The following is a 26,873-nucleotide window of genomic DNA, read 5'->3' as shown; positions in this document are numbered from 1 at the left end:
CGGCCTGGTGGACCGACCAGTGTACGTCTCCGGCAGCGGAAACGCCTCGTTTATCACTCGTGCCCGGGGGTATGCCGAAAATCACCCTCGGCGCAGGCCAGAGGGCCGTTGCTGTGCCGCTGCGAGGGGCCGCTCGCAGCGCCCGGGGGTGCCGCTGTGGGCAGCGCCCCGAAGGGGCGCGGGACTGGATCGATGTGCGGCTCCGCCGCGTGGGCGCGACCCGCCCCCACGCACCCGCGCTCGCGCACGACCTGCCCCGGCACCTCGGATGGCGACGTCGGCCGAACCCCCGGAGGGCTCAGCGGGCGTTGAAGTACTTCGCCTCCGGATGGTGGATCACGATCGCGTCCGTGGACTGCTCGGGGTGCAGCTGGAACTCCTCGGACAGGTGGACGCCGATCCGCTCCGGCCGGAGCAGGTCCGCGATCTTGGCGCGGTCCTCCAGGTCGGGGCAGGCGCCGTAGCCCAGGGAGAAGCGGGCGCCCCGGTACTTCAGGGCGAACATGTCCTCGATGTCGGCCGGGTCCTCGCCCCCGAAGCCGAGCTCGGCGCGCACGCGTGCGTGCCAGTACTCGGCGAGCGCCTCCGCCAACTGGACGGACAGGCCGTGCAGTTCGAGGTAGTCGCGGTAGGAGTTGGCCTCGAAGAGCTTCGCGGTCTCCTCGCCGATGCGCGAGCCGACGGTGACGACCTGGAAGCCGACGACGTCGGTCTCGCCGGACTCCTCCGGGCGGAAGAAGTCGGCCAGGCACAGCCGGCGGCCGCGGCGCTGGCGCGGGAAGGTGAACCGGGTGCGTTCGTTGCCCTGCTCGTCCAGGATGATCAGGTCGTCGTCCTTGGAGACGCAGGGGAAGTAGCCGTAGACGACGGCCGCTTCCAGCAGGTTCTCCGTCTGCAGCCGGTCCAGCAGGCCGCGCAACCGGGGGCGGCCCTCGCTCTCCACGAGTTCCTCGTACGACGGCCCCTCGCCGGTGCGGGCCTGCTTCAGGCCCCACTGGCCCTTGAACAGGGCGCCCTCGTCGAGCCAGCTCGCGTACTCCTTGAGCTGGATGCCCTTGACGATCCGGGTGTCCCAGAACGGCGGGGTGGGCACGGGGTTGTCGGTGGCGACGTCGGAGCGGACGTGCCCCTCCTCGGGGCGTTCCTCGACCTCGGCGGAGGCGGTGGCCCGGACCCGGCGCTGGCGCAGTTCGGGCAGCTTGGCGCCCGGCACCCCGCGCTTGACGCCGATGAGGGCGTCCATCAGGCGCAGGCCCTCGAAGGCGTCGCGGGCGTAGCGGACCTCGCCCTCGTAGATCTCGTGCAGGTCCTGTTCGACGTAGGCGCGGGTGAGGGCGGCGCCGCCGAGGATGACCGGGAAGCGGGCGGCGAGGCCGCGCTGGTTGAGCTCCTCCAGGTTCTCCTTCATGATCACCGTGGACTTCACCAGCAGCCCGGACATGCCGATGACGTCGGCCCGGTGCTCCTCGGCGGCCTCCAGGATCGCGGAGACCGGCTGCTTGATGCCGAGGTTGACGACGTTGTAGCCGTTGTTGGACAGGATGATGTCGACGAGGTTCTTGCCGATGTCGTGGACGTCGCCGCGCACGGTGGCCAGCACGATGGTGCCCTTGCCCTCGGCGTCGGACTTCTCCATGTGCGGTTCGAGGTAGGCGACGGCGGCCTTCATGACCTCGGCGGACTGCAGGACGAACGGCAGCTGCATCTGGCCGGAGCCGAACAGCTCGCCGACGACCTTCATGCCGTCCAGCAGGGTCTCGTTGACGATGTCCAGGGCCGGCCGCTCGGCCAACGCGAGCTCCAGGTCCGCTTCCAGCCCGTTGCGTTCGCCGTCGATGATGCGCCGCTTGAGACGCTCCTCCAGCGGGAGAGCGGCCAGTTCCTCGGCCTTGCCGGCCTTCAGGGACTTGGCGGTGGCGCCCTCGAAGAGCTGCATCAGCTTCTGCAGGGGGTCGTAGCCCTCGCTGCGACGGTCGTGGATGAGGTCGAGCGCGGTGGTGACCTCTTCCTCGCTGAACCGGGCGATCGGCAGGATCTTCGAGGCGTGCACGATCGCCGAGTCCAGGCCCGCCTTCACGCACTCGTCCAGGAAGACGGAGTTCAGCAGGATGCGGGCGGCCGGGTTCAGGCCGAAGGAGATGTTCGACAGGCCGAGGGTGGTCTGGACGGCCGGGTGGCGCTTCTTCAGCTCGCGGATCGCCTCGATGGTGGCGAGGCCGTCACCCCGGGACTCCTCCTGACCGGTGCAGATGGTGAAGGTCAGGGTGTCGATGAGGATGTCCTCCTCACGGATGCCCCAGTTCCCGGTGAGGTCGTCGATGAGCCGTTCGGCGATCTCGACCTTCTTCTCGGGAGTGCGGGCCTGGCCCTCCTCGTCGATGGTGAGCGCGATCAGTGCGGCGCCGTGCTCCTGGGCGAGCCTGGTGACCTTGGCGAACCGGGAGTCCGGGCCTGCGCCGTCCTCGTAGTTCACGGAGTTGATCACCGCGCGGCCGCCGAGCTTCTCCAGGCCGGCCCGGATGACGTCGACCTCGGTGGAGTCCAGCACGATCGGCAGGGTGGAGGCGGTGGCGAAGCGGCCGGCGAGTTCCTCCATGTCGGCGACGCCGTCGCGGCCGACGTAGTCCACGCACAGGTCGAGCAGGTGCGCGCCCTCGCGGATCTGCTCCCGGGCCATCTCCACGCAGTCGTCCCAGCGGCCTTCCAGCATGGCCTCGCGGAACTTCTTGGAGCCGTTGGCGTTGGTGCGCTCGCCGATGGCCAGGTAGGAGGTGTCCTGCCGGAAGGGGACCGACTGGTAGAGGGAGGCGGCGCCGGGCTCCGGGCGCGGGTCGCGGGCGGGCGGGGTGAGGCCCTGGACACGCTCGACGACCTGGCGCAGGTGCTCGGGGGTGGTGCCGCAGCAGCCGCCGACGAGGGAGAGGCCGTACTCGCGGACGAAGGTCTCCTGGGCGTCGGCCAGCTCGGGCGCCGTCAGCGGGTAGTGGGCGCCGTCCTTGCCGAGGACGGGCAGGCCCGCGTTGGGCATGCAGGACAGCGGGATGCGGGCGTTGCGCGCGAGGTAGCGCAGGTGCTCGCTCATCTCGGCCGGGCCGGTGGCGCAGTTCAGGCCGATCATGTCGATGCCGAGCGGCTCCAGCGCGGTGAGCGCGGCGCCGATCTCGGAGCCCAGCAGCATGGTGCCGGTGGTCTCGACGGTCACCGACACGATCACCGGCAGGTCCAGGCCGAGGGCGTCCAGGCCCCGGCGGGCGCCGAGGACGGCGGCCTTGGTCTGCAGCAGGTCCTGGGTGGTCTCGACGAGCAGCGCGTCGGCGCCGCCGGTGACCAGGCCCTCGGCGTTGCGCTGGTAGGCGTCGCGCAGCGTGGTGTACGGGGCGTGACCGAGGGTGGGCAGCTTGGTGCCGGGGCCCATGGAGCCGAGGACCCAGCGTGGGCGGCCGTCCTCGGCGGTGAACTCGTCGGCGACCTCGCGGGCCACCCGGGCGCCGGCCTCGGACAGCTCGTGGACGCGCTCTGCGATGTCGTACTCGCCGAGGGCGGAGTGGTTGGCCCCGAAGGTGTTGGTCTCGACGCAGTCGACGCCCACGGCGAAGTACGCCTCGTGGACGGAGCGGACGATGTCGGGGCGGGTGAGGTTGAGGATCTCGTTGCAGCCCTCGAGCTGCTGGAAGTCGTCGAGCGTGGGGTCCTGGGCCTGGAGCATGGTGCCCATGGCTCCGTCGGCGACCACCACGCGCGTGGCGAGCGCCTCTCGGAGCGCGGACGCACGGGTCCGGCTGTCGGCGGAAGGGGACGGTGGCAACGAGGCCATGAAGGGGCTCCCTAGGTGCGACGGCTGTCGGCTATGCGGTGTCCCATGGGAGGCGGGGCTGCCGCACGGCGCCAGAGTAACCGGGAGTCGGCTTGGATGGGCACCGGCGTCCACGACGCGGACGCCGGGTGGCGGGTGCGCCACGCGCAGGTCACGTGTGATGTAACAAGTGCCGACCGACCGTTAGCGGGAGGTCGTCGTGGACCGGTAGTGTTCGACATTGCCGAACGGTGTTGAATACCAGGCGGCAGTCGAAGGGGACGGAGGCAGGACGGCGATGGCACGGAACATCCAGTCGCTCGAACGGGCGGCCGCGATGCTGCGCTTGCTCGCGGGTGGCGAGCGGCGGCTCGGCCTGTCGGACATCGCCTCGTCGCTGGGCCTCGCCAAGGGCACCGCCCACGGCATTCTGCGCACCCTCCAGCAGGAGGGCTTCGTGGAGCAGGACGACGCCTCCGGGCGCTACCAGCTGGGCGCGGAGCTGCTGCGCCTGGGCACCACCTACCTGGACGTGCACGAGTTGCGGGCCAGGGCCCTGGTGTGGACCGACGACCTGGCCCGTTCCAGCGGGGAGAGCGTGTATCTGGGGGTCCTGCACCAGCAGGGCGTGCTGATCGTGCACCACGTCTTCCGGCCGGACGACAGCCGGCAGGTGCTGGAGATCGGCGCCATGCAGCCGCTGCACTCCACGGCGCTCGGCAAGGTGCTCTCCGCCTACGACCCGGTGGCGCACAGCGAGGCGCTGGAGGCCGACCGGAAGCCCTTCACCGACCGCACGGTGTGCGACATGGAGGACTTCGAGCACCTTCTCGACATGACACGCGCGCGTGGGTACGCCGCCGACGTCGAGGAGACCTGGGAAGGCGTGGCGTCGGTCGCCGCGCCCATCCACGACCGGCGCCGCATGCCCGTGGGCGCGGTCGGCATCACCGGGGCCGTGGAACGGCTGCGCCGGGACGGGGAGCTGCGTTCCGAGCTGATCGCGGCGGTGCGCGACTGCGCCCGCGCGGTGTCCAGGGATCTGGGCGCGGGACGGTTCTGAGCGCGTCGCGCTCTCTCAAGGGCAGGCCCGGGAGGCCCCGGGGAGCGACCGGAACGCCGGGCGGCGTTCCGGTTCTCGCCCTACCCTAAAACCGACATAAAGGGCTAATGTCCACGTCAGCGTGCGAAGAGTGATAACCGGCGACGATCAATAACGATCCTGTTTTCGACAACAGAACCCTTGACGCATGCGTGAGGCCGAAGCAAGACTCCCGTCCATCGGTCGGCATTGTCGAACACCTACCGGCAATACGCGCTAGAGTGTGACAACGCCAAGGGCCGGCATCGCTCTCACCCCCGAGGGCGCCAGAACCCCGGCGGGACCCGGGGTTCGGCTCACCCTGGACGAAGGACAAAGGAGTCGCGGGTGTCCAGCTCCGACATCTTCATCGGCGAGACCATCGGTACCGCCATACTCATCCTGCTCGGCGGCGGCGTCTGCGCGGCCGTCACGCTGAAGGCCTCCAAGGCCCGTAACGCCGGTTGGCTCGCCATCGCCTTCGGGTGGGGCTTCGCCGTCATGACGGCCGTGTACATCTCCGGACCGCTGTCCGGTGCTCACCTCAACCCCGCCGTCACGGTGGCTCTCGCCATCAAGAACAGCGACTGGAGCAACGTCCCGGTCTACTTCGCCGGCCAGCTGCTCGGCGCGATGATCGGCGCGACGCTCGTGTGGGTCGCCTACTACGGCCAGTTCCACGCCCACCTGACCGACAAGGAGATCGTCGGCGGCCCGGGCGCACAGGCCACCGCGGCCAAGGCGGTCGAGGCCCAGGAGAAGGGCGCCGGCCCGGTCCTCGGCATCTTCTCCACCGGTCCGGAGATCCGGAACGCGGCGCAGAACCTCGCCACGGAGATCATCGGCACGGTCGTGCTGATCCTCGCGGTCCTCACCCAGGGGCTGAACGACAAGGGCAACGGCCTCGGCGTCCTCGGCGGTCTGATCACCGCGTTCGTGGTGGTGTCGATCGGTCTCTCCCTCGGCGGCCCGACGGGCTACGCGATCAACCCGGCCCGTGACCTGGGCCCGCGCATCGTGCACGCCCTGCTGCCGCTGCCCAACAAGGGCGGTTCCGACTGGGCGTACGCCTGGATCCCCGTGGTCGGTCCGCTGATCGGCGGCGCGATCGCCGCAGGCATATACAACGTCGCCTTCGCTTAGACATCACCTCGAAGCACAGCGCCGTACGCACCGCCTCATCACGACGGATCTTTTGGAGCACACAGTGACCGACGCCCACACCGCCGGCCCGTTCATCGCCGCGATCGACCAGGGCACGACCTCCAGCCGCTGCATCGTCTTCGACCGGGACGGCCGTATCGTCTCCGTCGACCAGAAGGAGCACGAGCAGATCTTCCCGAAGCCGGGCTGGGTCGAGCACAACGCCAACGAGATCTGGACCAACGTCCAGGAAGTCGTCGCCGGGGCCATCGCCAAGGCCGGCATCACCCGTGACGACATCAAGGCCATCGGCATCACCAACCAGCGCGAGACCACCGTGCTGTGGGACAAGAACACCGGTGAGCCCGTCCACAACGCCCTTGTCTGGCAGGACACCCGCACCGACGCCCTGTGCAAGGAGCTCGGCCGCAACGTCGGCCAGGACCGCTTCCGCCGCGAGACCGGCCTGCCGCTGGCCTCGTACTTCTCCGGGCCCAAGGCCCGCTGGCTGCTCGACAACGTCGACGGCCTGAAGGAGCGCGCCGAGGCCGGTGACATCCTCTTCGGCACCATGGACACCTGGGTCATCTGGAACCTGACCGGCGGTGTCAACGGCGGCAAGCACGTCACCGACGTCACCAACGCCTCCCGCACCATGCTGATGAACCTGCACACCATGCAGTGGGACGAGAAGATCGCCGAGTCCATCGGCGTGCCGCTGCAGATCCTGCCGGAGATCCGCTCCTCCGCCGAGGTCTACGGCGAGGTCACGGGCGGCAAGCTGGGCGACCTGCTCGGCGGCATCGCGGTCGCCTCCGCGCTCGGCGACCAGCAGGCGGCCCTGTTCGGCCAGACCTGCTTCTCCGAGGGCGAGACCAAGTCCACCTACGGCACCGGCACCTTCATGGTGATGAACACCGGTGACAAGATCATCAACTCCTATGCCGGTCTGCTGACCACCGTCGGTTACAAGATCGGCGACCAGCCGACGGTCTACGCCCTCGAGGGCTCCATCGCTGTCACCGGCTCGCTGGTGCAGTGGATGCGCGACCAGATGGGCCTGATCTCCACCGCGGCCGAGATCGAGACCCTCGCGCTCTCGGTCGAGGACAACGGCGGCGCCTACTTCGTGCCGGCCTTCTCCGGCCTGTTCGCCCCGCACTGGCGCTCCGACGCCCGCGGTGTGATCGCCGGCCTGACCCGGTACGTCACCAAGGCGCACCTCGCCCGCGCGGTCCTGGAGGCGACCGCCTGGCAGACCCGCGAGATCGCCGACGCCATGGTCAAGGACTCCGGCGACGAGCTGGTGACCCTCAAGGTCGACGGCGGCATGACCTCCAACAACCTGCTGATGCAGACCCTCGCCGACGTCCTGGACGCACCGGTGGTGCGCCCGATGGTCGCCGAGACCACCTGCCTCGGCGCCGCCTACGCCGCCGGCCTGGCCGTCGGCTTCTGGTCCAGCACGGACGAACTGCGCGCCAACTGGCGCCGGGCCGCCGAGTGGACCCCCCAGATGGACGCGGACACCCGCGACCGTGAGTACAAGAACTGGCTCAAGGCCGTCGACCGGACCATGGGCTGGATCGAGGACGAGAGCTGAGCGCCCAAGACAGGCTCAGACATCTCTGACGAGGAGTAAGTACCGCACATGACCAGTCAGTCCACCCTGAGTTCCGTGCCTGCCCTGGGGACGCACCCGGCCTCCGGCTCCAACCCGAGCCGGGCCGAGACCAGGGAGCAGCTCTCCAAGGCGTCGTACGACCTTCTGGTGATCGGCGGCGGCATCCTGGGCATCTCCACCGCCTGGCACGCTGCGCAGTCCGGCCTGAGGGTGGCTCTGGTCGACGCCGGCGACTTCGCCGGCGCCACCTCCTCCGCCTCCTCCAAGCTGCTCCACGGCGGTCTGCGCTACCTGCAGACCGGCGCGGTGAAGCTGGTGGCGGAGAACCACTTCGAGCGCCGTGCGGTCTCCCGCCAGGTGGCCCCCCACCTGGCGAACCCGCTCACCTTCTACCTCCCCGTGTACAAGGGCGGGCCGCACGGCGCGGCGAAGCTCGGCGCGGGCGTCTTCGCCTACTCCGCGCTCTCCGCGTTCGGCGACGGTGTCGGCCACCTGCTCTCCCCCGCCAAGGCGGCGCAGGACGTGCCCGAGCTGCGCACCGAGAACCTCAAGGCCGTCGCCGTGTACGGCGACGACCAGATGAACGACGCGCGCATGGCGCTGATGACGGTCCGCGCGGCCGTCGAGTCGGGCGCGGTCGTCCTCAACCACGCCGAGGTCACCGGCCTGCGCTTCACGAACGGCCGGGTCACCGGCGCCGACCTCAAGGACCGTACGTCCGGCGATGAGTTCGGCGTCACTGCCCGCCTGGTGCTGAACGCGACCGGCCCCTGGGTCGACCACCTGCGCCGGATGGAGGACCCGAACGCGGCGCCGTCCATCCGCCTGTCCAAGGGCGCGCACCTGGTCCTCAAGCGCACCTCCCCCTGGAAGGCCGCGCTCGCCACCCCGATCGACAAGTACCGCATCACCTTCGCCCTCCCGTGGGAGGACATGCTGCTGCTCGGCACCACCGACGAGGAGTACGAGGGCGACCCGGCGGACGTGTCCGTCAACGACAAGGACATAGCGCAGATCCTGGACGAGGCCGCGTTCTCTGTCCGGGACCAGCAGCTGCAGCGGGATCTGATCACCTACGCCTTCGCGGGCCTGCGCGTGCTGCCGGGCGGTCCCGGCGACACCGCGAAGGCCAAGCGGGAGACCGTGGTCACCGAGGGCAAGGGCGGCATGCTGTCCGTGGCCGGCGGCAAGTGGACGACCTTCCGGCACATCGGCCGTACGGTGATGAAGAAGCTGGAGGCGCTGCCGGGGCACCCGCTCGGCGACGACTTCGAACCGATCTCCTCGCTGCCGAAGAAGCTTCCGCTGCCCGGTGTCGCCAACCCGCGCGCCGTCGCCCACCGCCTGCTGGTGGACCGCCCGGCCCCGGGTCCGCGCATGGCCGCCGACACCGCCAGGCACCTGGCCACCCACTACGGCTCCCTGGCCTTCGACATCGCCCGCCTGGCGAACGAGAACCCGGAGCTGGCCGAGCGCGTCCACCCCGACGCGCCCGAGATCTGGGCGCAGGTCGTCTGGGCCCGCGACCACGAGTGGGCCGAGACGGCGGACGACGTGCTGCGCCGCCGTACGACCCTGACGATCCGGGGCCTCGCCACGGACGACGTCCGGGCCAGGGTCCAGACCCTGCTCGACAAGAAGTAGGCCTCGGTGGCGGCCGGTCCGCTCCCCTGACCGGGACCGGCCGCCACCGCAGCGCCGGACCGCCGCACCGGGTCCGGACGACCGAGAGGGGCGGCCCCACGCCGATGGGGCCGCCCCTCTCGCCTGGCCGGGGGCGTTGTCAGTGCCGACTGGTATCCATGGGGGCATGAACAACGATCTTGCCGAGCCGGGGGTGGTCGCCGCCCTGCGCCAGGCCTTCGGCGTCGACGACGGTGAGTCGGCGCTGGGCTGGGAGGCGGTGCGCGCCTTCGAGGCGGAGCACCAGGTGGTGCTGCCGGAGCCGTACCGGACGTTCGTGGCGGAGGTGACGGACGGGTCGTACCAGGGGCCTCCCGAGTACGGACTCGTGGGACTGGCCGAGGGCGGCGGCAGGCAGCGCCTGAGCGAGCCGTTCCCCCTCACCCGGATGTGGCTGTGGGAGGGCGGCGACGACGGGGGGTACGAGAATCCGGAAGCTGTCATCGAGCGCGTCGTCCGGGACGGCTCGATCGTGCTGGGCACGGACGGATGCGGGATGGACTGGCACCTGATCGTGAGCGGCCCGCACCGCGGTCACATATGGCTGATCACCGGTGAGGGCGCGGCCCCGTTCGGCACGGAGTTCGGGCACACCACGGCGGAGCCCGGCTTCGCAGGCTGGGTGCGGCACTGGGCGGACGGCAGGGAGTGGTTCGACGCACCGCCCGCATAATGTGCCTGAGACATCCGATGTCTGAGGTGTTGGGGCGGGCGACAGGAGGCCGGGGATGGCAGTCACCGACGAGGCGATCGAGAAGATCAAGGGCATGATCGTCTCAGGTGCCCTGCGGCCCGGGGACCGGTTGCCCAAGGAGAGCGAGCTGGCCGCCGAGCTGGGGCTGTCGCGGAACTCCCTGCGGGAGGCGGTGCGGGCGCTGTCGCTGATCCGGATCCTGGACGTGCGACAGGGCGACGGCACGTACGTCACCAGCCTCGACCCGCAACTGCTGCTGGAGGCGCTGAGCTTCGTCGTGGACTTCCACCGCGACGACACCGTCCTGGAGTTCCTCGCGGTGCGCCGGATCCTGGAGCCGGCCGCGACCGCGATGGCGGCCTTCCGGATCGGCGAACAGCAACTGGACGCGCTGTCCGCCCAGTTGGACGCCCTCGGCGCCGAACCGTCGGTGGAGGAACTGGTCGCCGCCGACCTGGAGTTCCATCGCGGCATCGTGCGCGGCGCCGGCAACTCGGTGCTGTGCTCGCTGCTGGACGGCCTGTCCGGCCCGACCACACGGGCCCGGATCTGGCGGGGCCTCACCCAGGAGGACGCCGTCGGCCGCACCCTGCGCGAGCACCGGGCGATCCTGGCCGCGCTGCGCGACCGGGACGCGGAGGCGGCCCGCTCCTGGGCGACCGTGCACATCGCGAGCGTGGAGCAGTGGCTTCGCAGCACCCTGTGAAACCGCTGCGTAGCACCCTCGAAAAGCGGGGGAACACCTGGGCGGATCCGTCCGGGCTCCGGGTTGACGGGGGGTGTTCCGCGGTGGCGAACGGGGCAGTGATCCGGTCACTGGCCCACGCAAGGGGGCTGCGGGCGCCCCCGCCGGACGCCGTAAGGTTGGTGAGTCAAGCGAGGGCACGTCGGAAGGAGGCACTGGGTGATCGAGCTGGAGGGGGTTCCCGAGCTGATCGACCCAGTCATGGTGGCCGCGTTCGAGGGCTGGAACGATGCCGGCGACGCCGCCTCCACGGCGGTCGCGCATCTGGAACGCGAGTGGAAGGGCGAGGTCTTCGCGGCGCTCGACGCCGAGGACTACTACGACTTCCAGGTGAACCGCCCCACGGTGTTCATGGACGCCGGTGTGCGCAAGATCACCTGGCCGACGACCAGGTTGTCGGTGGTGCGGGTCGGCGGCGAGAAGCCGCGCGACCTGGTGCTGGTCCGCGGCATCGAACCGTCCATGCGCTGGCGCTCGTTCTGCAACGAGCTGCTCGGCTTCGCACACGAGCTGGGCGTGGAGCTGGTGGTCATCCTGGGCGCCCTGCTCGGTGACACCCCGCACACGCGTCCCGTGCCGGTCAGCGGGGTGACGTCCGACGCGGAGCTGGCCCAGCGGATGGACCTGGAGGAGACCAAGTACGAGGGCCCGACGGGCATCGTCGGCGTCCTGCAGGAGGCGTGCACGCACGCCGGCGTCCCGGCGGTGTCGCTGTGGGCGGCCGTACCGCACTACGTCTCCCAGCCGCCCAACCCGAAGGCCACGCTGGCGCTGCTCAACCGGCTGGAGGACCTGCTGGACCTGCGCATCCCGCAGGGTGAGCTGCCCGAGGACGCGCGCGCCTGGCAGGTGGGCGTGGACCAGCTGGCCGCCGAGGACAGCGAGGTCGCCGAGTACGTCCAGACGCTGGAGGAGGCCCGGGACACCGCGGAGCTGCCGGAGGCGTCGGGTGAGGCGATCGCCCGCGAGTTCGAGCGGTATCTGCGGCGCCGGGACGGGGGCCCTCCGGGCGGTAAGCAGAGGCCTCCGGCCGGTGGCGGTGGGGGCAAGGACGACGAGGACGACTCGGAGGACTGAAGGTTCGGAAGCTGAGGTACGACGAAGGGGCGGTTCCCGTGTCGGGAAGCGCCCCTTCTTTTGTCGCCGATGTGCTCTGGGGTGCCGCGACATGCCGTCCGGCGTCCCTGGGCCGGTCGTGGCTTGTCGCGCGGTTCCCCGCGCCCCTGACGGGCCGCCCCGCTCACGGCGCTTAGAGGGCTACTCCCAGCAGCGCGTCCACCGCACGGGTGACGACGCCCGGGGCGCCCGTGTCCGAGCCGCCCTCCTGCTCCTGCCGCGCCGCCCAGCGGTCCACCGCGGCCAGGGCGGCCGGGGCGTCCAGGTCGTTGGACAGGGCCGCGCGGATCTCCTCGACCAGGGTGTCGGCGGACGGGCCGTCGGGGCGGGAGACGGCCGCGCGCCACTGGGCGAGGCGGGTGACGGCGTCCTGGAGGACCTGGTCGGTCCACTCCCAGTCGGCGCGGTAGTGGTGGGAGAGGAGGGCCAGGCGGATGGCGGCGGGGTCGACGCCGTCCCGGCGGAGCTGGGAGACGAAGACCAGGTTGCCCTTGGACTTGGACATCTTCTCGCCGTGCAGGGCGACCATGCCGGCGTGGACGTAGGCCTTGGCCATGGGGAACGCGCCGGTGAGCACCTGGGCGTGCGAGGCGCCCATCTCGTGGTGCGGGAAGGCGAGGTCGGAGCCGCCGCCCTGGACGTCGAAGCCCATGCCGAGGTGGTCGAGGGCGATGGCCACGCACTCGATGTGCCAGCCGGGCCGGCCCCGGCCGAGGGAGCCGCCGTCCCAGCTGGGCTCGCCCTCGCGGGCCGCCATCCACAGCATCGGGTCCAGCGGGTTCTTCTTGCCCGGACGGTCCGGGTCGCCGCCGCGCTCGGCGGACAGCAGCCGCATGGCGGCCGCGTCGAGGTTCGAGACCTTGCCGAAGTTCGGGTCGGACTCGACGGAGAAGTAGATGTCGCCCTCCAGCTCGTAGGCCGCCCCGAGTTCGCGCAGCCGCTCCACGAGCGGGACGATGCCGGGTATCGCCTCCACGGCACCTATGTAGTGCTGCGGCGGGAGCATCCTGAGGGCGGTCATGTCCTCGCGGAAGAGGGCCGTCTCCTTCTCGGCGAGGGCGACCCAGTCGACGCCGTCCCGCTCCGCGCGCTCCAGCAGCGGATCGTCGACGTCGGTGACGTTCTGGACGTAGTGGACCTGCCGCTTGGTGTCGAGCCACACGCGCTGCACGAGGTCGAACGCGTTGTACGTCGCCGCGTGCCCCAGGTGGGTGGCGTCGTACGGGGTGATGCCGCAGACGTAGATACGGGCGACGGGACCGGGGTCGAGGGTGACGAGGCCGCCGGTCGCGGTGTCGTGGATCCTCAGGTCGCGGCCCTGACCAGGCAGGGCGGGGACCTCGGAAGCGGGCCAGGCATGCATGTACATGAGCCTAACCGGCTGCCCGCCGCGTATACGAACGGGATCGCGCCCGATGGCCGGATGTGTGGTCTTGTGCATCGCCGCCCGATGTGCTGATCGTGCTCACACCGGCGGCCAGGGGATGGCGGGCCACTCGCCGTTCGGCTCCGGGTGCACCCCCGTGCTGAGCAGCGCCTCGACACGCGCGCGTGTGGCGTCGATCTCGGCCGCGGTGATCAGTCCGGTCAGCCGTTCCCCCAGCGGCCCGCCCAGGGCCTGCCGCAGTCCCTGGAGGGCGTCGACGGCCTCGGTGGTCAGCGGCTCCCCGGCCCAGCCCCACAGCAGCGTGCGCAGCTTGTCCTCGACGTTGAAGGTGACGCCGTGGTCGATGCCGTAGAGCCGGCCGTCGGTGGTGGGCAGCAGATGGCCGCCTTTGCGGTCGGCGTTGTTGATCACCGCGTCGAGGACGGCGAGCCGGCGCAGGCGCTCGTCGTCGGCGTGCACGAGGAGCGCGGTGCGGCCCTCGCCGACCTCGGCCAGGCCGATCGCCTTCCAGCCCGGCTCCGGTTCCTCGGCGTCGACCAGGGCGAGCAGCTCCGCCTCGGCCTGGACGTCGATCCACAGCTGGCACATGCCCTCGCCGTACGGCCCGTCGCGCAGGACGGTCGGCGGGACCAGCCCCCAGCCGGTGGCCTCGGAGACCTCGTAGGCGGCCACCTCGCGGCCGGCCAGCGTGCCGTCCGGGAAGTCCCACAGCGGACGCTCCCCGGCCACCGGCTTGTAGATGCAGGAGGCTTCCCGGCCGTCCAGGGCGATGGTGCAGAACAACGCGGCGTTGGACGCCTCGCGGATCCGGCCGCGCACGGTCAGCTCACCCCGCGCGAGCAGCTCGGCGGCGGCCGGATCGGCCGCGGCGTCGACGGGCGTCACGCTCCGCGGCGGTATCCGTTCTGGCGCGGACATACGTGTCCTTCCGGATCGAGCGGGAGGCTGCACAGCGGGCACGGCGGCCGCCCGGCGTTGACGACGTCGAGGGCGCGCTTGGCGAAGGCCCGGGCCTGCGCGCCGGTCAGCCGGACCCGCAGCATCGGGGGCCCGTTCTCCTCGTCCTGGAGCAGCCGCTCCTCGGCCTCGGCGAGGTCCTCCTCGGTGTCGGCCTCCAGCTCCACCAGGGCCTGCGCCTCGACGATCATGCGCTGTTCCTCGCCGTCCCAGGCCAGTGCCATGGTGCCGACGCGGAACTCCTCCTCGATGGGGGTCTCCAGCGGGGCGGTGTCGGTGATCTCGGTGGGCGCCATGGCGGGGACGGCGGCGCTGCCGCCGCTGCGCCGTACGACCTCGTCGAGCAGTTCGTCCATCCGCTCGGCAAGTGCGGCCACCTGCGTCTTCTCCAGAGCCACGCTGGTCACCCGGGAGCCTGCGATGGCCTGGAGGAAGAACGTACGGCGTCCGGGCAGTCCGACCGTGCCGGCCACGAAGCGGTCCGGCGGGTCGTAGAGGAACACCTGACGGGACACGTCCTGTCTCCATTGAGAGTGAGTGCGGAGAGTGGGTTCGGGAGTTTCCGCGGTGCGGGCCGCCCGCGGATACGCGACTGTGTGGATCGCTTCACCCTACTGCGGCCGACGATCACGGTGCGCCCGCACCACCCCCGACCGGTGCGTCGCCGTCACCAGGTTCCTCGCGCGGGGCGAGCGAGGCGAAATCCCCGGTGTCGCCGAGGCGAACGAGGAACGGCCGCAGCCGGGTGTAGCGGATCGCGGTGACGGAACACGGCTCCACGGAGATCCGCTGGAAGAGGTCGAGGTGGAGTCCGAGGGCGTCGGCGACCAGGGATTTGATGATGTCACCGTGGGAGCACATGAGGTAGACGGCGTCGGCGCCGTGCTCGCGCTCCACGCGCGCGTTCCACTCGCGTACGGCCTCGGCGGCGCGCGTCTGCATGGCGCGCATGGACTCGCCGCCGGGGAAGGCGGCGGCCGACGGGTGGGCCTGGACGACCTCCATCAGCGGCTCGTCCTTGAGCTCGGCGAGCTTGCGGCCGGACCAGTCGCCGTAGTGGCATTCCCCGATCCGCTCGTCGGTGTGGACGCGCAGGCCGGGGCGCGCCTCGAGCAGCGGCCGTACGGTCTCCTGGCAGCGCTGCAGGGGGCTGGTGACGACCTCGGCGATCGGCAGCGCGGCGAGCCGGGCGGGCAGCGCGGCGGCCTGGGCGGCGCCGCGCTCGTCCAGGGCGACGCCTGGCGTCCAGCCGGCGAGCACGCCGGAGGTGTTGGCGGTGGAGCGTCCGTGCCTGACGAGGATCAGCGTGGGCATGCGGCCCAGGGTAGGCGTATCAGCACATGCACCGGTGACCGGGCGAAGGGAGAATGCGCTCCGTGATCGTCGACTGCGCCATCTACCGGCACGGACACCGCACCGAGGGGCCGGAGGACCTGTCCGACGCGCTCTCCGAGGCGCGGGCCGAGGGCGGGTTCGTGTGGATCGGCCTGTACGAGCCGTCGGAGCGGGAGTTCGACCTGGTCACCCAGGAGTTCGGGCTGCATCCGCTGGCCGTCGAGGACGCCCTGAACGCGCATCAGCGGCCCAAGCTGGAGGTGTACGACGACTCGCTGTTCATGGTGCTGAAACCGGTCGTGTACGAGACGGAGAGCGACACCGTCTCGGCGGGCGAGATCATGGTCTTCGTCGGCAACTGCTTCGTGGTCACCGTCCGTCATGGCGAGGGCTCGCCGCTGGCCGCCGTACGGCGCCGCCTGGAGGAGGAGCCGGACATGCTCGACAAGGGCCCTACCGCCGTGCTGTACGCGATCTCCGACGCCGTCGTCGACCACTATCTGGATGTGGCGACGGAGCTGCAGACGGATCTGGAGGAACTGGAGACGGAGGTGTTCCTGCCGGAGGGCGGCGGCTCGCGGGGCACCGCGTCCCGGATCTACGGCTTCAAACGGCAGATCCTGGAGTTCCGCCGGGCCACCGGCCCGCTCGCGCTGCCGCTGACCCGGCTGGCCGGCACCGGACCGCTCGGCGGCTCGGTGCCGTTCGTGCACGACAAGGCGCGCCCGTTCTTCCGGGACGTATGCGACCACCTGACACGCGTGAACGAGTCCGTGGAGGCCCTGGACCGGCTGGTGTCGGACGTCCTGTCGGCGCATCTGGCGCAGATGAGCGTGCGGCAGAACGACGACATGCGGAAGATCTCCGCGTGGGCGGCAATGGCCGCGGTCCCCACGATGATCGCGGGGATCTACGGCATGAACTTCGACCACATGCCGGAGCTGCACTGGCTGTGGTCGTATCCGGCGGTGATCCTCGCGATGGCCGCCCTGGAGGTGCTGCTGTACCGCCTGTTCAAGCATCGCGGCTGGCTGTGATGCTCGGGAGCCGCTGATGTCCGCGGCTCAGGCGAACTCGTGGGCGGGGGCGGCGGGGCCGCCGAGGGGGTCGCGGCGCTCGGGCATGCGGAGGGTGACCATGCGGCGCCAGCCGGCGAGCCGCTCGTAGGCGTAGACCGCGTGGATGCAGGCGGCGAGCAGGGCGTACCTGGTCCGGGACCAGCCCAGGATGCGGCCCATGCGGGCCATCACGGCGAGGCTGACGTCCCGGTGGACGCGGATCTCGGCGAGGGCGCACGCGCGCAGGGTGCGCTGGATCAGCCGGCCGTGCCCGGCGGCGGCGAACCGCAGCAGTTCCTCATGGGTGTAGGCGAGGTGGTTGTCCTCGTCGGCGCAGATCATGCGGACGGCCCTGCCCACCTCGGGATGGTCGGCGAAGTGCCTGAGCAGCAGGTCCATCTGCTCGGCGGCGCGCTGTTCGGTGACGCGGCTGTGGGCGAGGTAGACGATGACGTCCCGCTCGGTGAGCGGCTCGTCGCGCCGGAGCTTGTCGTGGGCGAGGCCGATGCCGTGCCGCTCCAGCAGCTTGGTGTAGTCGGTGTCGGGCGGTACGGCGACGGGGGTGAGCCCGCGCTTCTTCATCAGGGCGGTGAAGATGCGCCCGTGTTTGTCCTCGTCGGCGCCGTGCCGGGCGATCTTCGGGGCCAGGGCGCGTTCGCCGGGCGGGACCAGCGCGGCGATGCGCCCGTTCTCCCAGCCGCCCTGGGACTCCCCGCTGGCGGCGACGGAGCAGAAGAGCCGGAACGACTCGTCGTTGTCGAGGATCTCCTGGAACAGACTCTTGGCCGACAGCATGGACGCCACCTCTCCGCGAAGACTCCGCGGCACCTTGTGGGCAATTCCGCAGGTTTCCGCAAAGAACGAGTCAAATGCGGGCGGAGGGGAGCCGCAACACGGGTGTCGGGCGACTCGGCCGAAAGAAGGAACGCCGGGGTCGTAACCGCGCGGCGCCCGGCGCGTTGTTCCCGGTGACGGCCGTGGCGGGGAAGACCCCCGAGCCCCCACCACGGCCGCTGAAATCTCCCTAGGCCCTGTCGTCAAACTCCAGCCGTCCGCCCGAAGGGCGGGCCCTGCGGCGTCAGGTGCGTGCTCTCGGCGTGCCGGACCCTGGCCCTCGTACTGGATGTACTTGGGCCTGGGTCCGGTGCGGCGAGAGTGCGTGCATGGCGTCGCGGGGCAGGAGGGAGTTTGACGACAGGGCCTAGGCCAGCCCGGCGCGCTCCAGGGCCTCGCGGCCGGCCCGCAGGGAGGCGATCCGCTCCTCCAGGGTGAATCCGGCAGGCGACAGGCTGAGCGTGGTGACGCCGGCGGCGGCGTAGGCCTTCATCCGGTCGGCGATGCGGTCGACGGAACCCAGCAGAGTCGTCTTGTCGATGAGGTCCTGCGGGACCGCGGCCGCGGCGCCCTGCTTGTCGCCGGACAGGTACTTCTGCTGGATCTCGGCGGCTTCCTTCTCGTATCCCATGCGCCGGGCGAGCTGGTTGTAGAAGTTCTGCTTGGCGCTGCCCATGCCGCCGACGTACAGCGCGGTGTACGGCCGGAAGGTGTCGGCGAGCCGGGCGACGTCCTTGTCCTCGCCGACCGCGATCGGCAGCGTCGGGCACACGTCGAACCCGTCGAGGGTCCTGCCCGCCTTCTCACGCCCCGCGCGCAGATACGTCAGGGTGGTCTCCTCCAGGTGCTCGGCGGCGGGGAAGATCAGCAGCGCGCCGTCGGCGATCTCACCGGTCTGCTCCAGGTTCTTCGGGCCGATCGCGGCGATGTACAGCGGGATGTGCTCGCGCTGCGGGTGCACGGTCAGCTTGATCGGCTTGCCCGGGCCGCCGGGCAGCGGCAGCGTCCAGTGCTCGCCCTCGTACGTCAGCCGCTCCCGGGTCATCGCCTTGCGTACGATCTCGACGTACTCGCGGGTGCGGGCGAGCGGCTTGTCGAACTTGACGCCGTACCAGCCCTCGGAGACCTGCGGGCCGGACACGCCGAGCCCCAGCCGGAAGCGGCCGCCGGACAGCGAGTCGAGCGTCGCGGCCGTCATCGCGGTCATCGCGGGCTGGCGGGCCGGGATCTGGAAGATGGCCGAGCCGACGTCGATGCGTTCGGTCTGGGCGGCGACCCAGGACAGCACCGTCGCCGCGTCGGAGCCGTAGGCCTCGGCGGCCCAGCACACGGAGAAGCCCAGCCGGTCGGCCTCCTGGGCCACGGCCAGATTGTCCCCGTCCATTCCGGCACCCCAGTAGCCGAGGTTGATCCCGAGTTGCATGGCCGAATCCCCTTACCCATGAGTAACGTGCCTGTGGGGCGACCTTAGCGCGGGGGTGGGGGTCGGAGGAGGCACAGGGCACCCGAAAACATCGGCCCATGGCTCAACCCGGTTGTCCACAGGCAACCCACCGCACCGGTTCCGGCCAGTAATCTCGCCCGCATGGAGCAGAGGCATCTCGGCCGTACCGGCCTGCGTGTGTCCCGGATCGGACTCGGCACCCTCACCTGGGGCCGGGACACCGACGAGCATGACGCCGCGGACATGCTGAAGGCGTTCTGGGAAGCCGGCGGAACCCTCGTCGACACCGCGGACGTGTACGGCAACGGCGAGGCGGAGTATCTGCTCGGGCAGCTGATGGACGGCCTGGTGCCGCGCCGGGACCTGGTGATCTCCACCAAGGCGGGCAGCGTTCCCGACCCCGACCGCCGCTTCGACGGCTCGCGGGGCCATCTGCTCGCCGCCCTCGACGCCTCCCTGGCCCGCCTGGGCACGGACTACGTCGACGTGTGGCACGTCCACGCCTACGACCCCGGCACCCCGCTGGAGGAGACCCTCCAGGCCCTGGACATAGCGGTCAGCAGCGGCCGCGCGCGGTACGCGGGCGTCTCCAACTTCTGCGGCTGGCAGCTCGCCAAGGCCGCCACCTGGCAGCTCGCGGCGCCGGGCATCCGCACGCGACTGGCCAGCACGCAGATGGAGTACTCACTGCTGCAGCGGGGCGTGGAGCGGGAGGTGCTGCCCGCCGCGCTGGATCTCGGCGTCGGTCTGCTGCCCTCCTCCCCACTCGGCCGGGGCGTGCTGACCGGCAAGTACCGTCACTCCACTCCCGCGGACTCGCGCGGCGCCTCCGAGCATCTGGCGCCGTTCGTCGAGCCGTACCTGGACGACACGGCGACGCGCATCGTGGACGCGGTGACGACGGCCGCCGACGGGCTCGCCGTCACCCCGCTCCAGGTGGCCCTCGCCTGGGTCCGGGACCGGCCCGGCGTGGCCGCGCCGATCGTCGGCGCACGCAACGCGCAGCAGCTCACGGCGGCATTGTCAGTGGAGGCCCTTAGTCTTCCTGACGAGATCTGCCGGGCGCTGGACGATGTGTCGGCGCCCGTGCACCGCTATCCCGATCACGACTGGAGCACGCTGTGAGCACGGAGCCGGAGACCACGGAGGAAACCGGGCCGGGGACGCCGGACACATCCGAGACCCAGGGCGGGGAATCCGCCTCTGCGGCGCCCCGCCCTGCGCACGGCACCGAGTCGAACGGCGCCGAGGGCGACGCGAGCGGGGCGCGAGGCGAGGCCGGCACGGGGGAGGCGCGCGTGGACGGCGGGGACGGACCCGAAGGCGCGGGCGGCGCAGACGAAGGCAGGGGCGCAGGCGAAGCCGGAACCGGCACGGGTGGAGCCGACGGCGGCACCGGCGCGGGCGGAGCCGAAAGCGGCACCGGCGCGGGCGGGCCGGCGAGCGGCGAGCCGGCGAGCGAGACCGGCGCGGCAACGGACGGCGACGGCGGAGCCGAAGGCGCGGGCGGCGCAGACGAAGGCAGGGGCGCAGGCGAAGCCGGAACCGGCACGGGTGGAGCCGACGGCGGCACCGGCGCGGCCACGGACGGCGACGGCGGAGCAGACGGCGGCACCGGCGACGGGGGTGCCGGTGACGCGGCGCAGTTGTCCGAGGCCGAGGCCGAGTTGGCTGCGCAGCAGGTGGAGCGGGAGCGGATCGAGCGGCGCAAGGCGGAGAAGAGGGGCCCGATCGAGAGCGGCACCAAGCTCAGCGGCAGGGCGGCCGATCTGCTCGCGGCGGTGCGGGCGGTGGAGAGCGGCGAGAAGCCGGTGGGTCCGGTGTTCGCCGAGCCCGCGCCGGCCCCGCGCCGCCCGGCCCCGGAGCCCGTACGCCGGTCCCAGCCCGCGCCCGCCCCGGCCGCTGTCACACCCAGCACCCCGGCACCGGAGGCGGTGGAGGGCGTGCGCCGGGTGCTGACCGAGGGCGGCGCGCCCGAGGCCCTGGCTCCCCAGGTGGCCGCGGCGCTCGGCGAGGGCGCCGACGCGGCGCTCCGCGAGGACCCCTGGCAGCTGCTGCGGACCGGCGGCGTACGGCCCGAACAGGCCGACGGCTTCGCGCGCGGCCTGCTCGGCGCCGCCTGCGGCCCGGGCGACGAGCGGCGGGCTCGCGCGATCACCGCCTGGCTGCTGGAGCAGGCGGCCCTGGCGGGGCACACCGCGCTGGAACTGCCCACGCTCACCGCGGCGCTGGGCAAGCAGGGCGTGCCGGACCCGGACGCGGCGGTGCAGAGCACGCTCACGGAGGGCGAGGTCCTGGCGTTCCAGGACGCCCCGGAGGAACCGGGCGCCGCCGCGCCCGAGGTGGCGGCGGAGGGCGAGGACGAGGAGGAGCGGCCGGTCCGGGTGCTCGTCGGCCTGGAGCGGTACGCACTGGCCGAGGAGAGCCTCGCCGACGGCCTGGCGCGGCTGGTCAACTCGCTGTCCAAGGACACCGAACAGGCCTGGCAGGCGGCGGTCGACGCCGCCTCCGGCGGTTCGGCCGAGCTGGCCCGCGCGGTCGCCGGGCACGGCCTGGTGCTGCACACCGGCGGGGAGGCGGCCCGTGCCGAACCGGCCGCGCTGCTCGGTGCCGCCCGCGCCGCGGGCCTGCGCGCCTTCGCCGTCTGCCACACTCCCGACGGACGCCACCGCCTCGCCGCCCTGCCGGGCCCGGGCCCGGCGGAGCACGGCGTGGGCACGGTCGCCGGTCTGCTCTCCGGCGCCGAGGGGCCGGGCCGGGACGCGGACGGGGCACTGGAACTCGATCTGCTGATCGTGCTGGACGCGCCGCAGCTCGACGTGGAGAGCGCCGCGATGCTGGTGGAGTCGCTGCCCGACGGGGCCCGGCTGGTGCTCAGCGGCGACCCGGCTGTGCTGTGGTCGGCCGGACCGGGGCGGGTCTTCGCCGACCTGCTCGCCGCCCGCGTCTGCCCGCAGCTCTCCTCCCGTCGGCCCGACGCCGGTCCGATCGGCGAGCTGGTCTCCGGCATCGGCATCGGCGAGCTGAACCAGGTGGCCGCTCCGGGCAAGGAGATCGTCATCGTCCCGGTGCGGGACGCGGGCGAGGCCGTGCACCGGACCGTCCAGCTGGTCGCCGACTCGGTGCCGCGGGCCATCGGCGTCCCGGCCGACCAGACCGTGGTGATCACCCCCGGGCACGGCGGCGCCGCGGGGACCCGCGCCCTCAACTCCGCGCTGAAGGAGCGCCTCAACCCCGGCCCGGGCCGGTTCGGCGGCTTCGACCCCGGCGACCGGATCGTCTACTCCCCCGCCCCGGGCCGTTCGGTGCCGGGCGTGGTGGTGAAGGCCGACGCGGACGGACTGCACCTGTCGTGCGCGGGCGCCCCGGTGGTCGTACCGCGCGAGCGGGTGGAGGGCGCCGTACGGCACGGCTGGGCGCTGACCGCACACCAGGCGGTGGGCGCGCGCTGGCCGGCGGCGGTCGTCGTGCTGCCCGGCGACGCCGCGCAGGCGCTCAGCAGGCCCTGGGTGTACACGGCCTTCGGCCGGGCGGAGCGGCATCTGTCCGTGGTCCACGGCGTGGAACAGGCGCTGCCGAAAGCGGTGGCGGAGACCCCGGCCAAGCCTCGCACGACCCGCCTGCAGACGCTGCTGCGCACGCAGGTGCCCGCATAGATCTACTGGATGTCTGTCCGCCAGATCTTCTGGATGTCTGTCCGCCGCCGGCGAACAGCCACAGCGGCGGAGTCCGGCGGTGCCGTACCGGCCTCAGGCCCCACGGCACCGCCGGCCACCGTCATCTCTCGACGCCCTGGACCTCGTCCTCGACGAACTCAAGGTCTTCGTCCTCGTCCGTTTCCTCGTCGTCCTCGTCGTCGAACACCGCGCTCACATCGAACCGGCACACGACCCCTTGCGCGTCGATGTGCTCGAACGGCGCGTCCAGCCACTCCCCCGCCTCGGGGGTCTCGTCCGCCGCGGTGACCCAGAGCGTGGAGTCGCCCTCCTCCAGACCGAACTCCTTGTGCCGCGAGGCGATCTCGTCCGGTTCGAACTCGCCGAAGAGGATGCCCAGCGCGCCCGGAACCGTACCCTCGGCGTCCTCGGCCAGGCCGCCCGCGGCCTCGTACTCCGCCGCCTCGACCCGCTGGGCCTGCGCCAGCAGCCGCTGGGGTTCCACCACGGCGTAGTCGCGGCGGATCAGCACGCTGATCGCGTTCGGTTCCTCGGGGCCCGCGTACGGCGGCAGGGACTCCTCCGCGCTGGGGATCTCGAAGGGCGTGACCTCGTCGTAGCGGTCGTAGAGCAGCTCGTCGTACGCCTCGGCGGCCGCGGCCAGCTGGTTGAACGCCTCCAAGACGGCCGGGTCGTCCTCACCCGACCTGCGTTCGACCGCGGCCAGATGACGGTCGAGCGCGGTCTTGATCGCCTCGGCGGCGGCGCGTACCTCGGCAGCGGTGGGCTGCGCAGCATCAGACATAGTGCAGACGCTATCCGTACCGAGCCCCAGCCCGCACAATAGATGCGATGCCGGAATACGAATTTGTCGACGTGTACGTGCCTCGCGGGGTGTCCCGCAAGGAGGCCACACGTCTACTGACGGACCATGCCGAGTACGGACACTGGGAGTTGGACCGCCTGAGCCTGCTGCGCGACGGCAGCCGCAGGGTGCGGTTGCGCCGACGGATCATCCGCCAGGTGCGTGCCACGTGGTGAGGCCGGCCGCCTGAACGGAGCGGGCCCCACCGACCTGGCAGGGCCCGCTCCGCTTCCCGCGCCGCACGGCTCACCGCGCCGCACGGCCGGTTCCGTACTCGGCGTACTCGACGCTGCCCGCTACGCCGCGGCCCGTGCCTTGCGGTAGAGCACCGCGCCCGCGAGCAGCGCGCCCGCGCCGACCGGCAGCGCGAGGCCCACCGGCAGGTCGCTGCCGGTGTGCGCGAGCTGCGCGTTGGTCAAGGGCTGGTCGGAGCGGCCGCCGTGCTGCGTGACCTGAGTCGACCCGTGCGGGCCCTGGGGCGTGTGACCGCCCTTACCGGGCGGGGTCGTCGGACTGCCCGGGTGCCCCGGCTGACCGGGGTGGCCGGGATGGCCCGGGTGCCCGGGGTGTCCAGGCCGGCCCGGCTGTCCCGGGTTTCCGGGCGGGTTGCCGTGCCCGCCCCCCGGCGGCCGGCCGTGGTGATCGCCGCCTCCGTTGGCGCAGTCGTTGTCCTTGGCGGCGTTGCCCGCCCCGATGACGTTCACGCTGTTGCCGCAGACGTTCACCGGGACGTCGATCGGCACCTGGACGGTGTTGCCGGAGCCGACGCCGGGCGAGCCGGCGGTGTGCCCGCCCGCGTGGGAGCCGCCGTGGCCGCCGGACGTGCCGCCGTGGTTGGTGCAGCTGTTGCCCACCGCCGGGTTGAGCAGCCCGACGACGTTCACGGTGTTGCCGCACACGTTCACCGGAACGTGCACCGGCGCCTGCACCAGGTTGCCGGACAGTACGCCGGGCGAGCCGGTGGCGGCGCCGGACGCGCCGGCGTCGGCGTGGGCGTAGCCGCTCGCGGCGGCGATCACACCCGTGGCCGCCGCCATGGTCATCAGGCCCTTACGGGTGCCCTGTCGCATTCTGATCTTCCCCTGCCTTCGATCCTGCTGTGCCTCGCGGAAAGGCCAGTCGGCCCCGGAGCGCGTGGCGCGCGCTCCGGGGCCGACGGCTTGGAAAAGACGCCCCCCTCAGGAGGTCGTCGTCACTTGTTGACGCAGGTGTTGCCGAAGGCGGGGTTCAGGAGCCCGATCACGTTGACCGTGTTGCCGCAGACGTTCACCGGGACGTGCACGGGGACCTGAATGACGTTGCCGGAGACGATGCCCGGGGAGTGCACGGCAGCACCCTGGGCTCCGGAGTCTGCGACGGCGAGGCCCGCGCCCGCGAGAACCAGCCCACCGGTGGCAGCCGCAGCAGCGACGACCTTCTTGATCATTAGTTCCTCCTTGTTGGCAAAGCGACCCCAAGGTGCGGAGTCACATCACCTGTAACGAGGAGGAACTAATGAAGCTACGAACCGATCGTCGCATTCACCCGTTCCAGTCGATCCCGTACGGGCGCCCGAATATGTCGGCCGTCTCGGCCCAGGACGTCACGACGCGTCGATGAACCGGTCCAGCACCCGCACGCCGAACCGCAGGCCGTCGACCGGCACCCGCTCGTCCACGCCGTGGAACATGCCGGCGAAGTCCAGCTCCGGCGGCAGCTTCAGCGGGGCGAAGCCGAAGCCGCGGATGCCGAGGTCGTCGAAGGACTTGGCGTCGGTGCCGCCGGAGAGCATGTAGGGGATCGCCTTGGCGGTGGGGTCCTCGGCGACCAGCGCGGACTGCATGGCCTCCACCAGCGCCCCGTCGAAGCCGGTCTCGACCGCCTTGTCCGTGTGCACGTCCTCGCGGCGGACGTGCGGTCCGAGCAGCCGGTCGAGGTCGCCGAGGAACTCCTCCTCGTATCCCGGCAGGAAGCGGCCGTCGATGTGCGCGGTGGCCTCGCCCGGGATGACGTTCACCTTGTAGCCGGCGTTGAGCTGGGTGGGGTTGGCGGTGTTGCTGAGGGTGGCACCGATGAACTTGGCGATGCCGCCGAGCCGGACGAGCGTGGACTCCATGTCCTCCGGGTCCAGCTCGGTGCCGAGCGCGTCGCCCAGTTCGTCGAGGAACGCCCGGGTGGTCTTGGTGACCCGCACCGGGAACCTGTGCCGGCCGACCCGGGCCACGGCCTCGGACAGCTCGGTGATGGCGTTGTCGCGGTGGATCATCGAGCCGTGCCCGGCGGTGCCGGCCACGGTCAGCTTCATCCAGTGCATGCCCTTCTCGGCCGTCTGGATCAGATAGAGCCGGCGCTGCTCGTTCACGGTGAACGAGAAGCCGCCGACCTCGCTGATCGCCTCGGTGACGCCCTCGAACAGCTCGGGGTGGTGGTCGACCAGGTGGCGGGCGCCGTACGTGCCGCCCGCCTCCTCGTCGGCGAGGAAGGCGACCACGATGTCCCGCGGGGGCCGCCGCCCGCTCCGGAGCCGGTCGCGCACGACCGCGAGGGTCATGGCGTCCATGTCCTTCATGTCGACGGCCCCGCGCCCCCACACGCACCCGTCGGCGATCTCGCCGGAGAACGGGTCGTGGGTCCAGTCGGCGGCGTTGGCCGGTACGACGTCCAGGTGGCCGTGGATCAGCAGCGCGGGCCGGGACGGGTCCTCCCCCTCGATGCGGGCCACCGTCGAGGCGCGGCCCGGGTGCGACTCGAAGATCCTCGGCTCGAGACCGACCTCGGCGAGCTTCTCGGCGACCCACTCCGCCGCCTTGCGCTCGCCCGGACCCGAGTGGTCGCCGTAGTTGCTGGTGTCGAACCGGATCAGCTCGCGGCAGAGGTCCACGACCTCGTCCTCGCCGGTGACGCTCCTGGCCGTGTCCGTCTGGCTCACGTGCTTCCTCCCGCGCTGTCGCTGCTGATGGTCCCCCTCATCCTCCCTCTGACCCGGCCGCGGCCCAAGACCGGTCCCGGCCCGTCACACACCGTTCACGCGCGACGGGCTCCGGCGGCGGGGGGTGATCAGCCACCCCCGGAAGCCTGGTAATGTTTCCTTCGTCGCCGCGAGGGAAACCACGCCGAAAGGCCTTCCCGAGGACGACAGACACCTTGTCCGGGTGGCGGAATGGCAGACGCGCTAGCTTGAGGTGCTAGTGCCCTTTATCGGGCGTGGGGGTTCAAGTCCCCCCTCGGACACCAGTGCGGGCCCCTGTTCACCAGGGGCCCTTCGCTTTTCCTCGTGAGTTTCCCCGCGAGCGAAGCCCAACTACCCCCGGAACGCCCCCTCCTTGACGGTGTGTGAGGCATGTCTCGCCCGGCGTGAAGGTCGGCAGGTCAGAGGCCCACAGCCGCGGTACGGCCCTCACCCGAACGGCCCTCTCGGGCGACCGGGCGAAGGGGATGGAGACTAACGTCGTACTAATATTTCCGGCTTGTCACTGAGC

The 26,873-nt window shown here is 71.6% G+C and carries 22 protein-coding genes and 1 tRNA gene; 12 read left to right on the top strand and 11 right to left on the bottom strand.

Annotated elements, in window-relative coordinates; genetic code table 11:
* Window positions 1–298: 298 nt before the first annotated feature.
* Entirely contained in the window at window positions 299–3,814 is a 3,516-nt protein-coding gene (gene metH, locus SRB17_RS34640; RefSeq protein ID WP_153544447.1) for a methionine synthase, read from the bottom strand.
* A 277-nt stretch (window positions 3,815–4,091) separates the two neighbouring features.
* On the opposite strand from metH, the gene SRB17_RS34635 reads away from it, so the two are divergent.
* The 7 genes from SRB17_RS34635 to SRB17_RS34605 all read left to right on the top strand — a co-directional run bounded on the left by SRB17_RS34635 (window position 4,092) and on the right by SRB17_RS34605 (window position 11,840).
* Window positions 4,092–4,856, top strand: coding sequence for an IclR family transcriptional regulator (locus SRB17_RS34635; protein ID WP_153544445.1), 765 nt, complete (start codon window positions 4,092–4,094; stop codon window positions 4,854–4,856).
* A 366-nt stretch (window positions 4,857–5,222) separates the two neighbouring features.
* The gene (locus SRB17_RS34630) at window positions 5,223–6,017 is read left to right on the top strand and encodes an MIP/aquaporin family protein (protein WP_323376705.1); all 795 of its coding nucleotides are present in this window, start codon (window positions 5,223–5,225) and stop codon (window positions 6,015–6,017) included.
* Between the two features lie 64 nt (window positions 6,018–6,081).
* Complete coding sequence (gene glpK / locus SRB17_RS34625; protein WP_323376703.1) at window positions 6,082–7,620, top strand: glycerol kinase GlpK; 1,539 nt, start codon at window positions 6,082–6,084, stop codon at window positions 7,618–7,620.
* 48 nt (window positions 7,621–7,668) lie between these two features.
* Window positions 7,669–9,285 (top strand): glycerol-3-phosphate dehydrogenase/oxidase, encoded by a 1,617-nt coding sequence (locus SRB17_RS34620; protein WP_153544441.1) that lies wholly within the window; start codon window positions 7,669–7,671, stop codon window positions 9,283–9,285.
* Between the two features lie 166 nt (window positions 9,286–9,451).
* On the top strand, window positions 9,452–9,997 hold the full coding sequence (locus SRB17_RS34615) for an SMI1/KNR4 family protein (RefSeq protein WP_153544439.1): 546 nt from the start codon (window positions 9,452–9,454) through the stop codon (window positions 9,995–9,997).
* A gap of 55 nt (window positions 9,998–10,052) precedes the next feature.
* Window positions 10,053–10,724: a FadR/GntR family transcriptional regulator gene (locus SRB17_RS34610; protein ID WP_153544437.1), complete on the top strand. Its 672-nt coding sequence runs from the start codon at window positions 10,053–10,055 to the stop codon at window positions 10,722–10,724.
* Window positions 10,725–10,922: 198 nt separating this feature from the next.
* Complete coding sequence (locus SRB17_RS34605) at window positions 10,923–11,840, top strand: PAC2 family protein (protein WP_323376701.1); 918 nt, start codon at window positions 10,923–10,925, stop codon at window positions 11,838–11,840.
* A 172-nt stretch (window positions 11,841–12,012) separates the two neighbouring features.
* Here SRB17_RS34605 and mshC read toward each other — a convergent pair whose 3' ends face one another.
* From mshC to SRB17_RS34585, 4 genes are all read right to left on the bottom strand, one after another.
* Complete coding sequence (mshC, locus tag SRB17_RS34600; RefSeq protein ID WP_153544435.1) at window positions 12,013–13,242, bottom strand: cysteine--1-D-myo-inosityl 2-amino-2-deoxy-alpha-D-glucopyranoside ligase; 1,230 nt, start codon at window positions 13,240–13,242, stop codon at window positions 12,013–12,015.
* Between the two features lie 102 nt (window positions 13,243–13,344).
* Window positions 13,345–14,184 (bottom strand): SCO1664 family protein, encoded by an 840-nt coding sequence (locus SRB17_RS34595; protein ID WP_194294232.1) that lies wholly within the window; start codon window positions 14,182–14,184, stop codon window positions 13,345–13,347.
* On the bottom strand, window positions 14,148–14,738 hold the full coding sequence (locus tag SRB17_RS34590; protein WP_323376700.1) for a DUF3090 domain-containing protein: 591 nt from the start codon (window positions 14,736–14,738) through the stop codon (window positions 14,148–14,150). The genes SRB17_RS34595 and SRB17_RS34590 overlap by 37 nt, the downstream gene beginning before the upstream one ends.
* Before the next feature lie 112 nt (window positions 14,739–14,850).
* Window positions 14,851–15,537 (bottom strand): histidine phosphatase family protein, encoded by a 687-nt coding sequence (locus SRB17_RS34585; RefSeq protein ID WP_153544433.1) that lies wholly within the window; start codon window positions 15,535–15,537, stop codon window positions 14,851–14,853.
* Window positions 15,538–15,599: 62 nt separating this feature from the next.
* Between SRB17_RS34585 and corA the strand changes: the two genes are divergently transcribed.
* Window positions 15,600–16,595, top strand: a complete 996-nt coding sequence (corA, locus tag SRB17_RS34580; protein WP_323376699.1) for a magnesium/cobalt transporter CorA — start codon at window positions 15,600–15,602, stop codon at window positions 16,593–16,595.
* Window positions 16,596–16,622: 27 nt separating this feature from the next.
* On the opposite strand, the gene SRB17_RS34575 is transcribed toward corA, so the two are convergent.
* Together SRB17_RS34575 and SRB17_RS34570 are read right to left on the bottom strand one after the other, a co-directional pair.
* Window positions 16,623–17,411: a ferritin-like domain-containing protein gene (locus SRB17_RS34575; RefSeq protein ID WP_153544429.1), complete on the bottom strand. Its 789-nt coding sequence runs from the start codon at window positions 17,409–17,411 to the stop codon at window positions 16,623–16,625.
* Between the two features lie 406 nt (window positions 17,412–17,817).
* The gene (locus tag SRB17_RS34570; protein ID WP_153544427.1) at window positions 17,818–18,873 is read right to left on the bottom strand and encodes an LLM class F420-dependent oxidoreductase; all 1,056 of its coding nucleotides are present in this window, start codon (window positions 18,871–18,873) and stop codon (window positions 17,818–17,820) included.
* Between the two features lie 162 nt (window positions 18,874–19,035).
* On the opposite strand from SRB17_RS34570, the gene SRB17_RS34565 reads away from it, so the two are divergent.
* Window positions 19,036–20,019, top strand: a complete 984-nt coding sequence (locus SRB17_RS34565) for an aldo/keto reductase (protein WP_153544425.1) — start codon at window positions 19,036–19,038, stop codon at window positions 20,017–20,019.
* Complete coding sequence (locus tag SRB17_RS34560; protein ID WP_323376697.1) at window positions 20,016–22,550, top strand: helix-hairpin-helix domain-containing protein; 2,535 nt, start codon at window positions 20,016–20,018, stop codon at window positions 22,548–22,550. The genes SRB17_RS34565 and SRB17_RS34560 overlap by 4 nt, the downstream gene beginning before the upstream one ends.
* A gap of 121 nt (window positions 22,551–22,671) precedes the next feature.
* Here SRB17_RS34560 and SRB17_RS34555 read toward each other — a convergent pair whose 3' ends face one another.
* Complete coding sequence (locus SRB17_RS34555) at window positions 22,672–23,355, bottom strand: hypothetical protein (RefSeq protein ID WP_153544421.1); 684 nt, start codon at window positions 23,353–23,355, stop codon at window positions 22,672–22,674.
* Between the two features lie 47 nt (window positions 23,356–23,402).
* Here SRB17_RS34555 and SRB17_RS34550 point away from each other — a divergent pair, with 47 nt between their 5' ends.
* Window positions 23,403–23,591 carry a DUF5703 family protein gene (locus tag SRB17_RS34550; RefSeq protein WP_014671721.1) on the top strand — a complete coding sequence of 63 codons (189 nt, stop codon included), beginning with the start codon at window positions 23,403–23,405 and terminating at the stop codon, window positions 23,589–23,591.
* Window positions 23,592–23,711: 120 nt separating this feature from the next.
* Here the strand turns inward: SRB17_RS34550 and SRB17_RS48250 are convergent, their stop codons facing one another.
* The 3 genes from SRB17_RS48250 to SRB17_RS34535 all read right to left on the bottom strand — a co-directional run bounded on the left by SRB17_RS48250 (window position 23,712) and on the right by SRB17_RS34535 (window position 26,323).
* On the bottom strand, window positions 23,712–24,485 hold the full coding sequence (locus SRB17_RS48250) for a chaplin (RefSeq protein ID WP_153544419.1): 774 nt from the start codon (window positions 24,483–24,485) through the stop codon (window positions 23,712–23,714).
* 122 nt (window positions 24,486–24,607) lie between these two features.
* Window positions 24,608–24,841, bottom strand: coding sequence for a chaplin ChpH (gene chpH, locus SRB17_RS34540; RefSeq protein WP_153544417.1), 234 nt, complete (start codon window positions 24,839–24,841; stop codon window positions 24,608–24,610).
* 156 nt (window positions 24,842–24,997) lie between these two features.
* The gene (locus SRB17_RS34535) at window positions 24,998–26,323 is read right to left on the bottom strand and encodes a M20/M25/M40 family metallo-hydrolase (protein ID WP_323376695.1); all 1,326 of its coding nucleotides are present in this window, start codon (window positions 26,321–26,323) and stop codon (window positions 24,998–25,000) included.
* Between the two features lie 217 nt (window positions 26,324–26,540).
* On the opposite strand from SRB17_RS34535, the gene SRB17_RS34530 reads away from it, so the two are divergent.
* Window positions 26,541–26,628: transfer RNA gene (locus SRB17_RS34530), tRNA-Leu, on the top strand.
* The last annotated feature ends 245 nt before the right edge of the window (window positions 26,629–26,873 follow it).

Source organism: Streptomyces sp. RB17 (assembly GCF_009604455.1).
Lineage (GTDB): Bacteria > Actinomycetota > Actinomycetes > Streptomycetales > Streptomycetaceae > Streptomyces.
This window is presented reverse-complemented; position numbering and strand designations above follow the sequence as displayed.

What these genes read in the sequence shown, in the direction of transcription:
- SRB17_RS34610 (WP_153544437.1), top strand. Translation starts at nt 10,053, where the DNA reads ATGGCAGTCACCGACGAGGCGATCGAGAAGATCAAGGGCATGATCGTC.
- metH (WP_153544447.1), bottom strand. Translation starts at nt 3,814, where the DNA reads ATGGCCTCGTTGCCACCGTCCCCTTCCGCCGACAGCCGGACCCGTGCG.
- SRB17_RS34635 (WP_153544445.1), top strand. Translation starts at nt 4,092, where the DNA reads ATGGCACGGAACATCCAGTCGCTCGAACGGGCGGCCGCGATGCTGCGC.
- SRB17_RS34575 (WP_153544429.1), bottom strand. Translation starts at nt 17,411, where the DNA reads ATGCTGTCGGCCAAGAGTCTGTTCCAGGAGATCCTCGACAACGACGAG.
- SRB17_RS48250 (WP_153544419.1), bottom strand. Translation starts at nt 24,485, where the DNA reads ATGCGACAGGGCACCCGTAAGGGCCTGATGACCATGGCGGCGGCCACG.
- SRB17_RS34585 (WP_153544433.1), bottom strand. Translation starts at nt 15,537, where the DNA reads ATGCCCACGCTGATCCTCGTCAGGCACGGACGCTCCACCGCCAACACC.
- SRB17_RS34565 (WP_153544425.1), top strand. Translation starts at nt 19,036, where the DNA reads ATGGAGCAGAGGCATCTCGGCCGTACCGGCCTGCGTGTGTCCCGGATC.
- SRB17_RS34555 (WP_153544421.1), bottom strand. Translation starts at nt 23,355, where the DNA reads ATGTCTGATGCTGCGCAGCCCACCGCTGCCGAGGTACGCGCCGCCGCC.
- chpH (WP_153544417.1), bottom strand. Translation starts at nt 24,841, where the DNA reads ATGATCAAGAAGGTCGTCGCTGCTGCGGCTGCCACCGGTGGGCTGGTT.
- SRB17_RS34615 (WP_153544439.1), top strand. Translation starts at nt 9,452, where the DNA reads ATGAACAACGATCTTGCCGAGCCGGGGGTGGTCGCCGCCCTGCGCCAG.
- SRB17_RS34550 (WP_014671721.1), top strand. Translation starts at nt 23,403, where the DNA reads ATGCCGGAATACGAATTTGTCGACGTGTACGTGCCTCGCGGGGTGTCC.
- mshC (WP_153544435.1), bottom strand. Translation starts at nt 13,242, where the DNA reads ATGCATGCCTGGCCCGCTTCCGAGGTCCCCGCCCTGCCTGGTCAGGGC.
- SRB17_RS34570 (WP_153544427.1), bottom strand. Translation starts at nt 18,873, where the DNA reads ATGCAACTCGGGATCAACCTCGGCTACTGGGGTGCCGGAATGGACGGG.
- SRB17_RS34620 (WP_153544441.1), top strand. Translation starts at nt 7,669, where the DNA reads ATGACCAGTCAGTCCACCCTGAGTTCCGTGCCTGCCCTGGGGACGCAC.
- SRB17_RS34595 (WP_194294232.1), bottom strand. Translation starts at nt 14,184, where the DNA reads ATGTCCGCGCCAGAACGGATACCGCCGCGGAGCGTGACGCCCGTCGAC.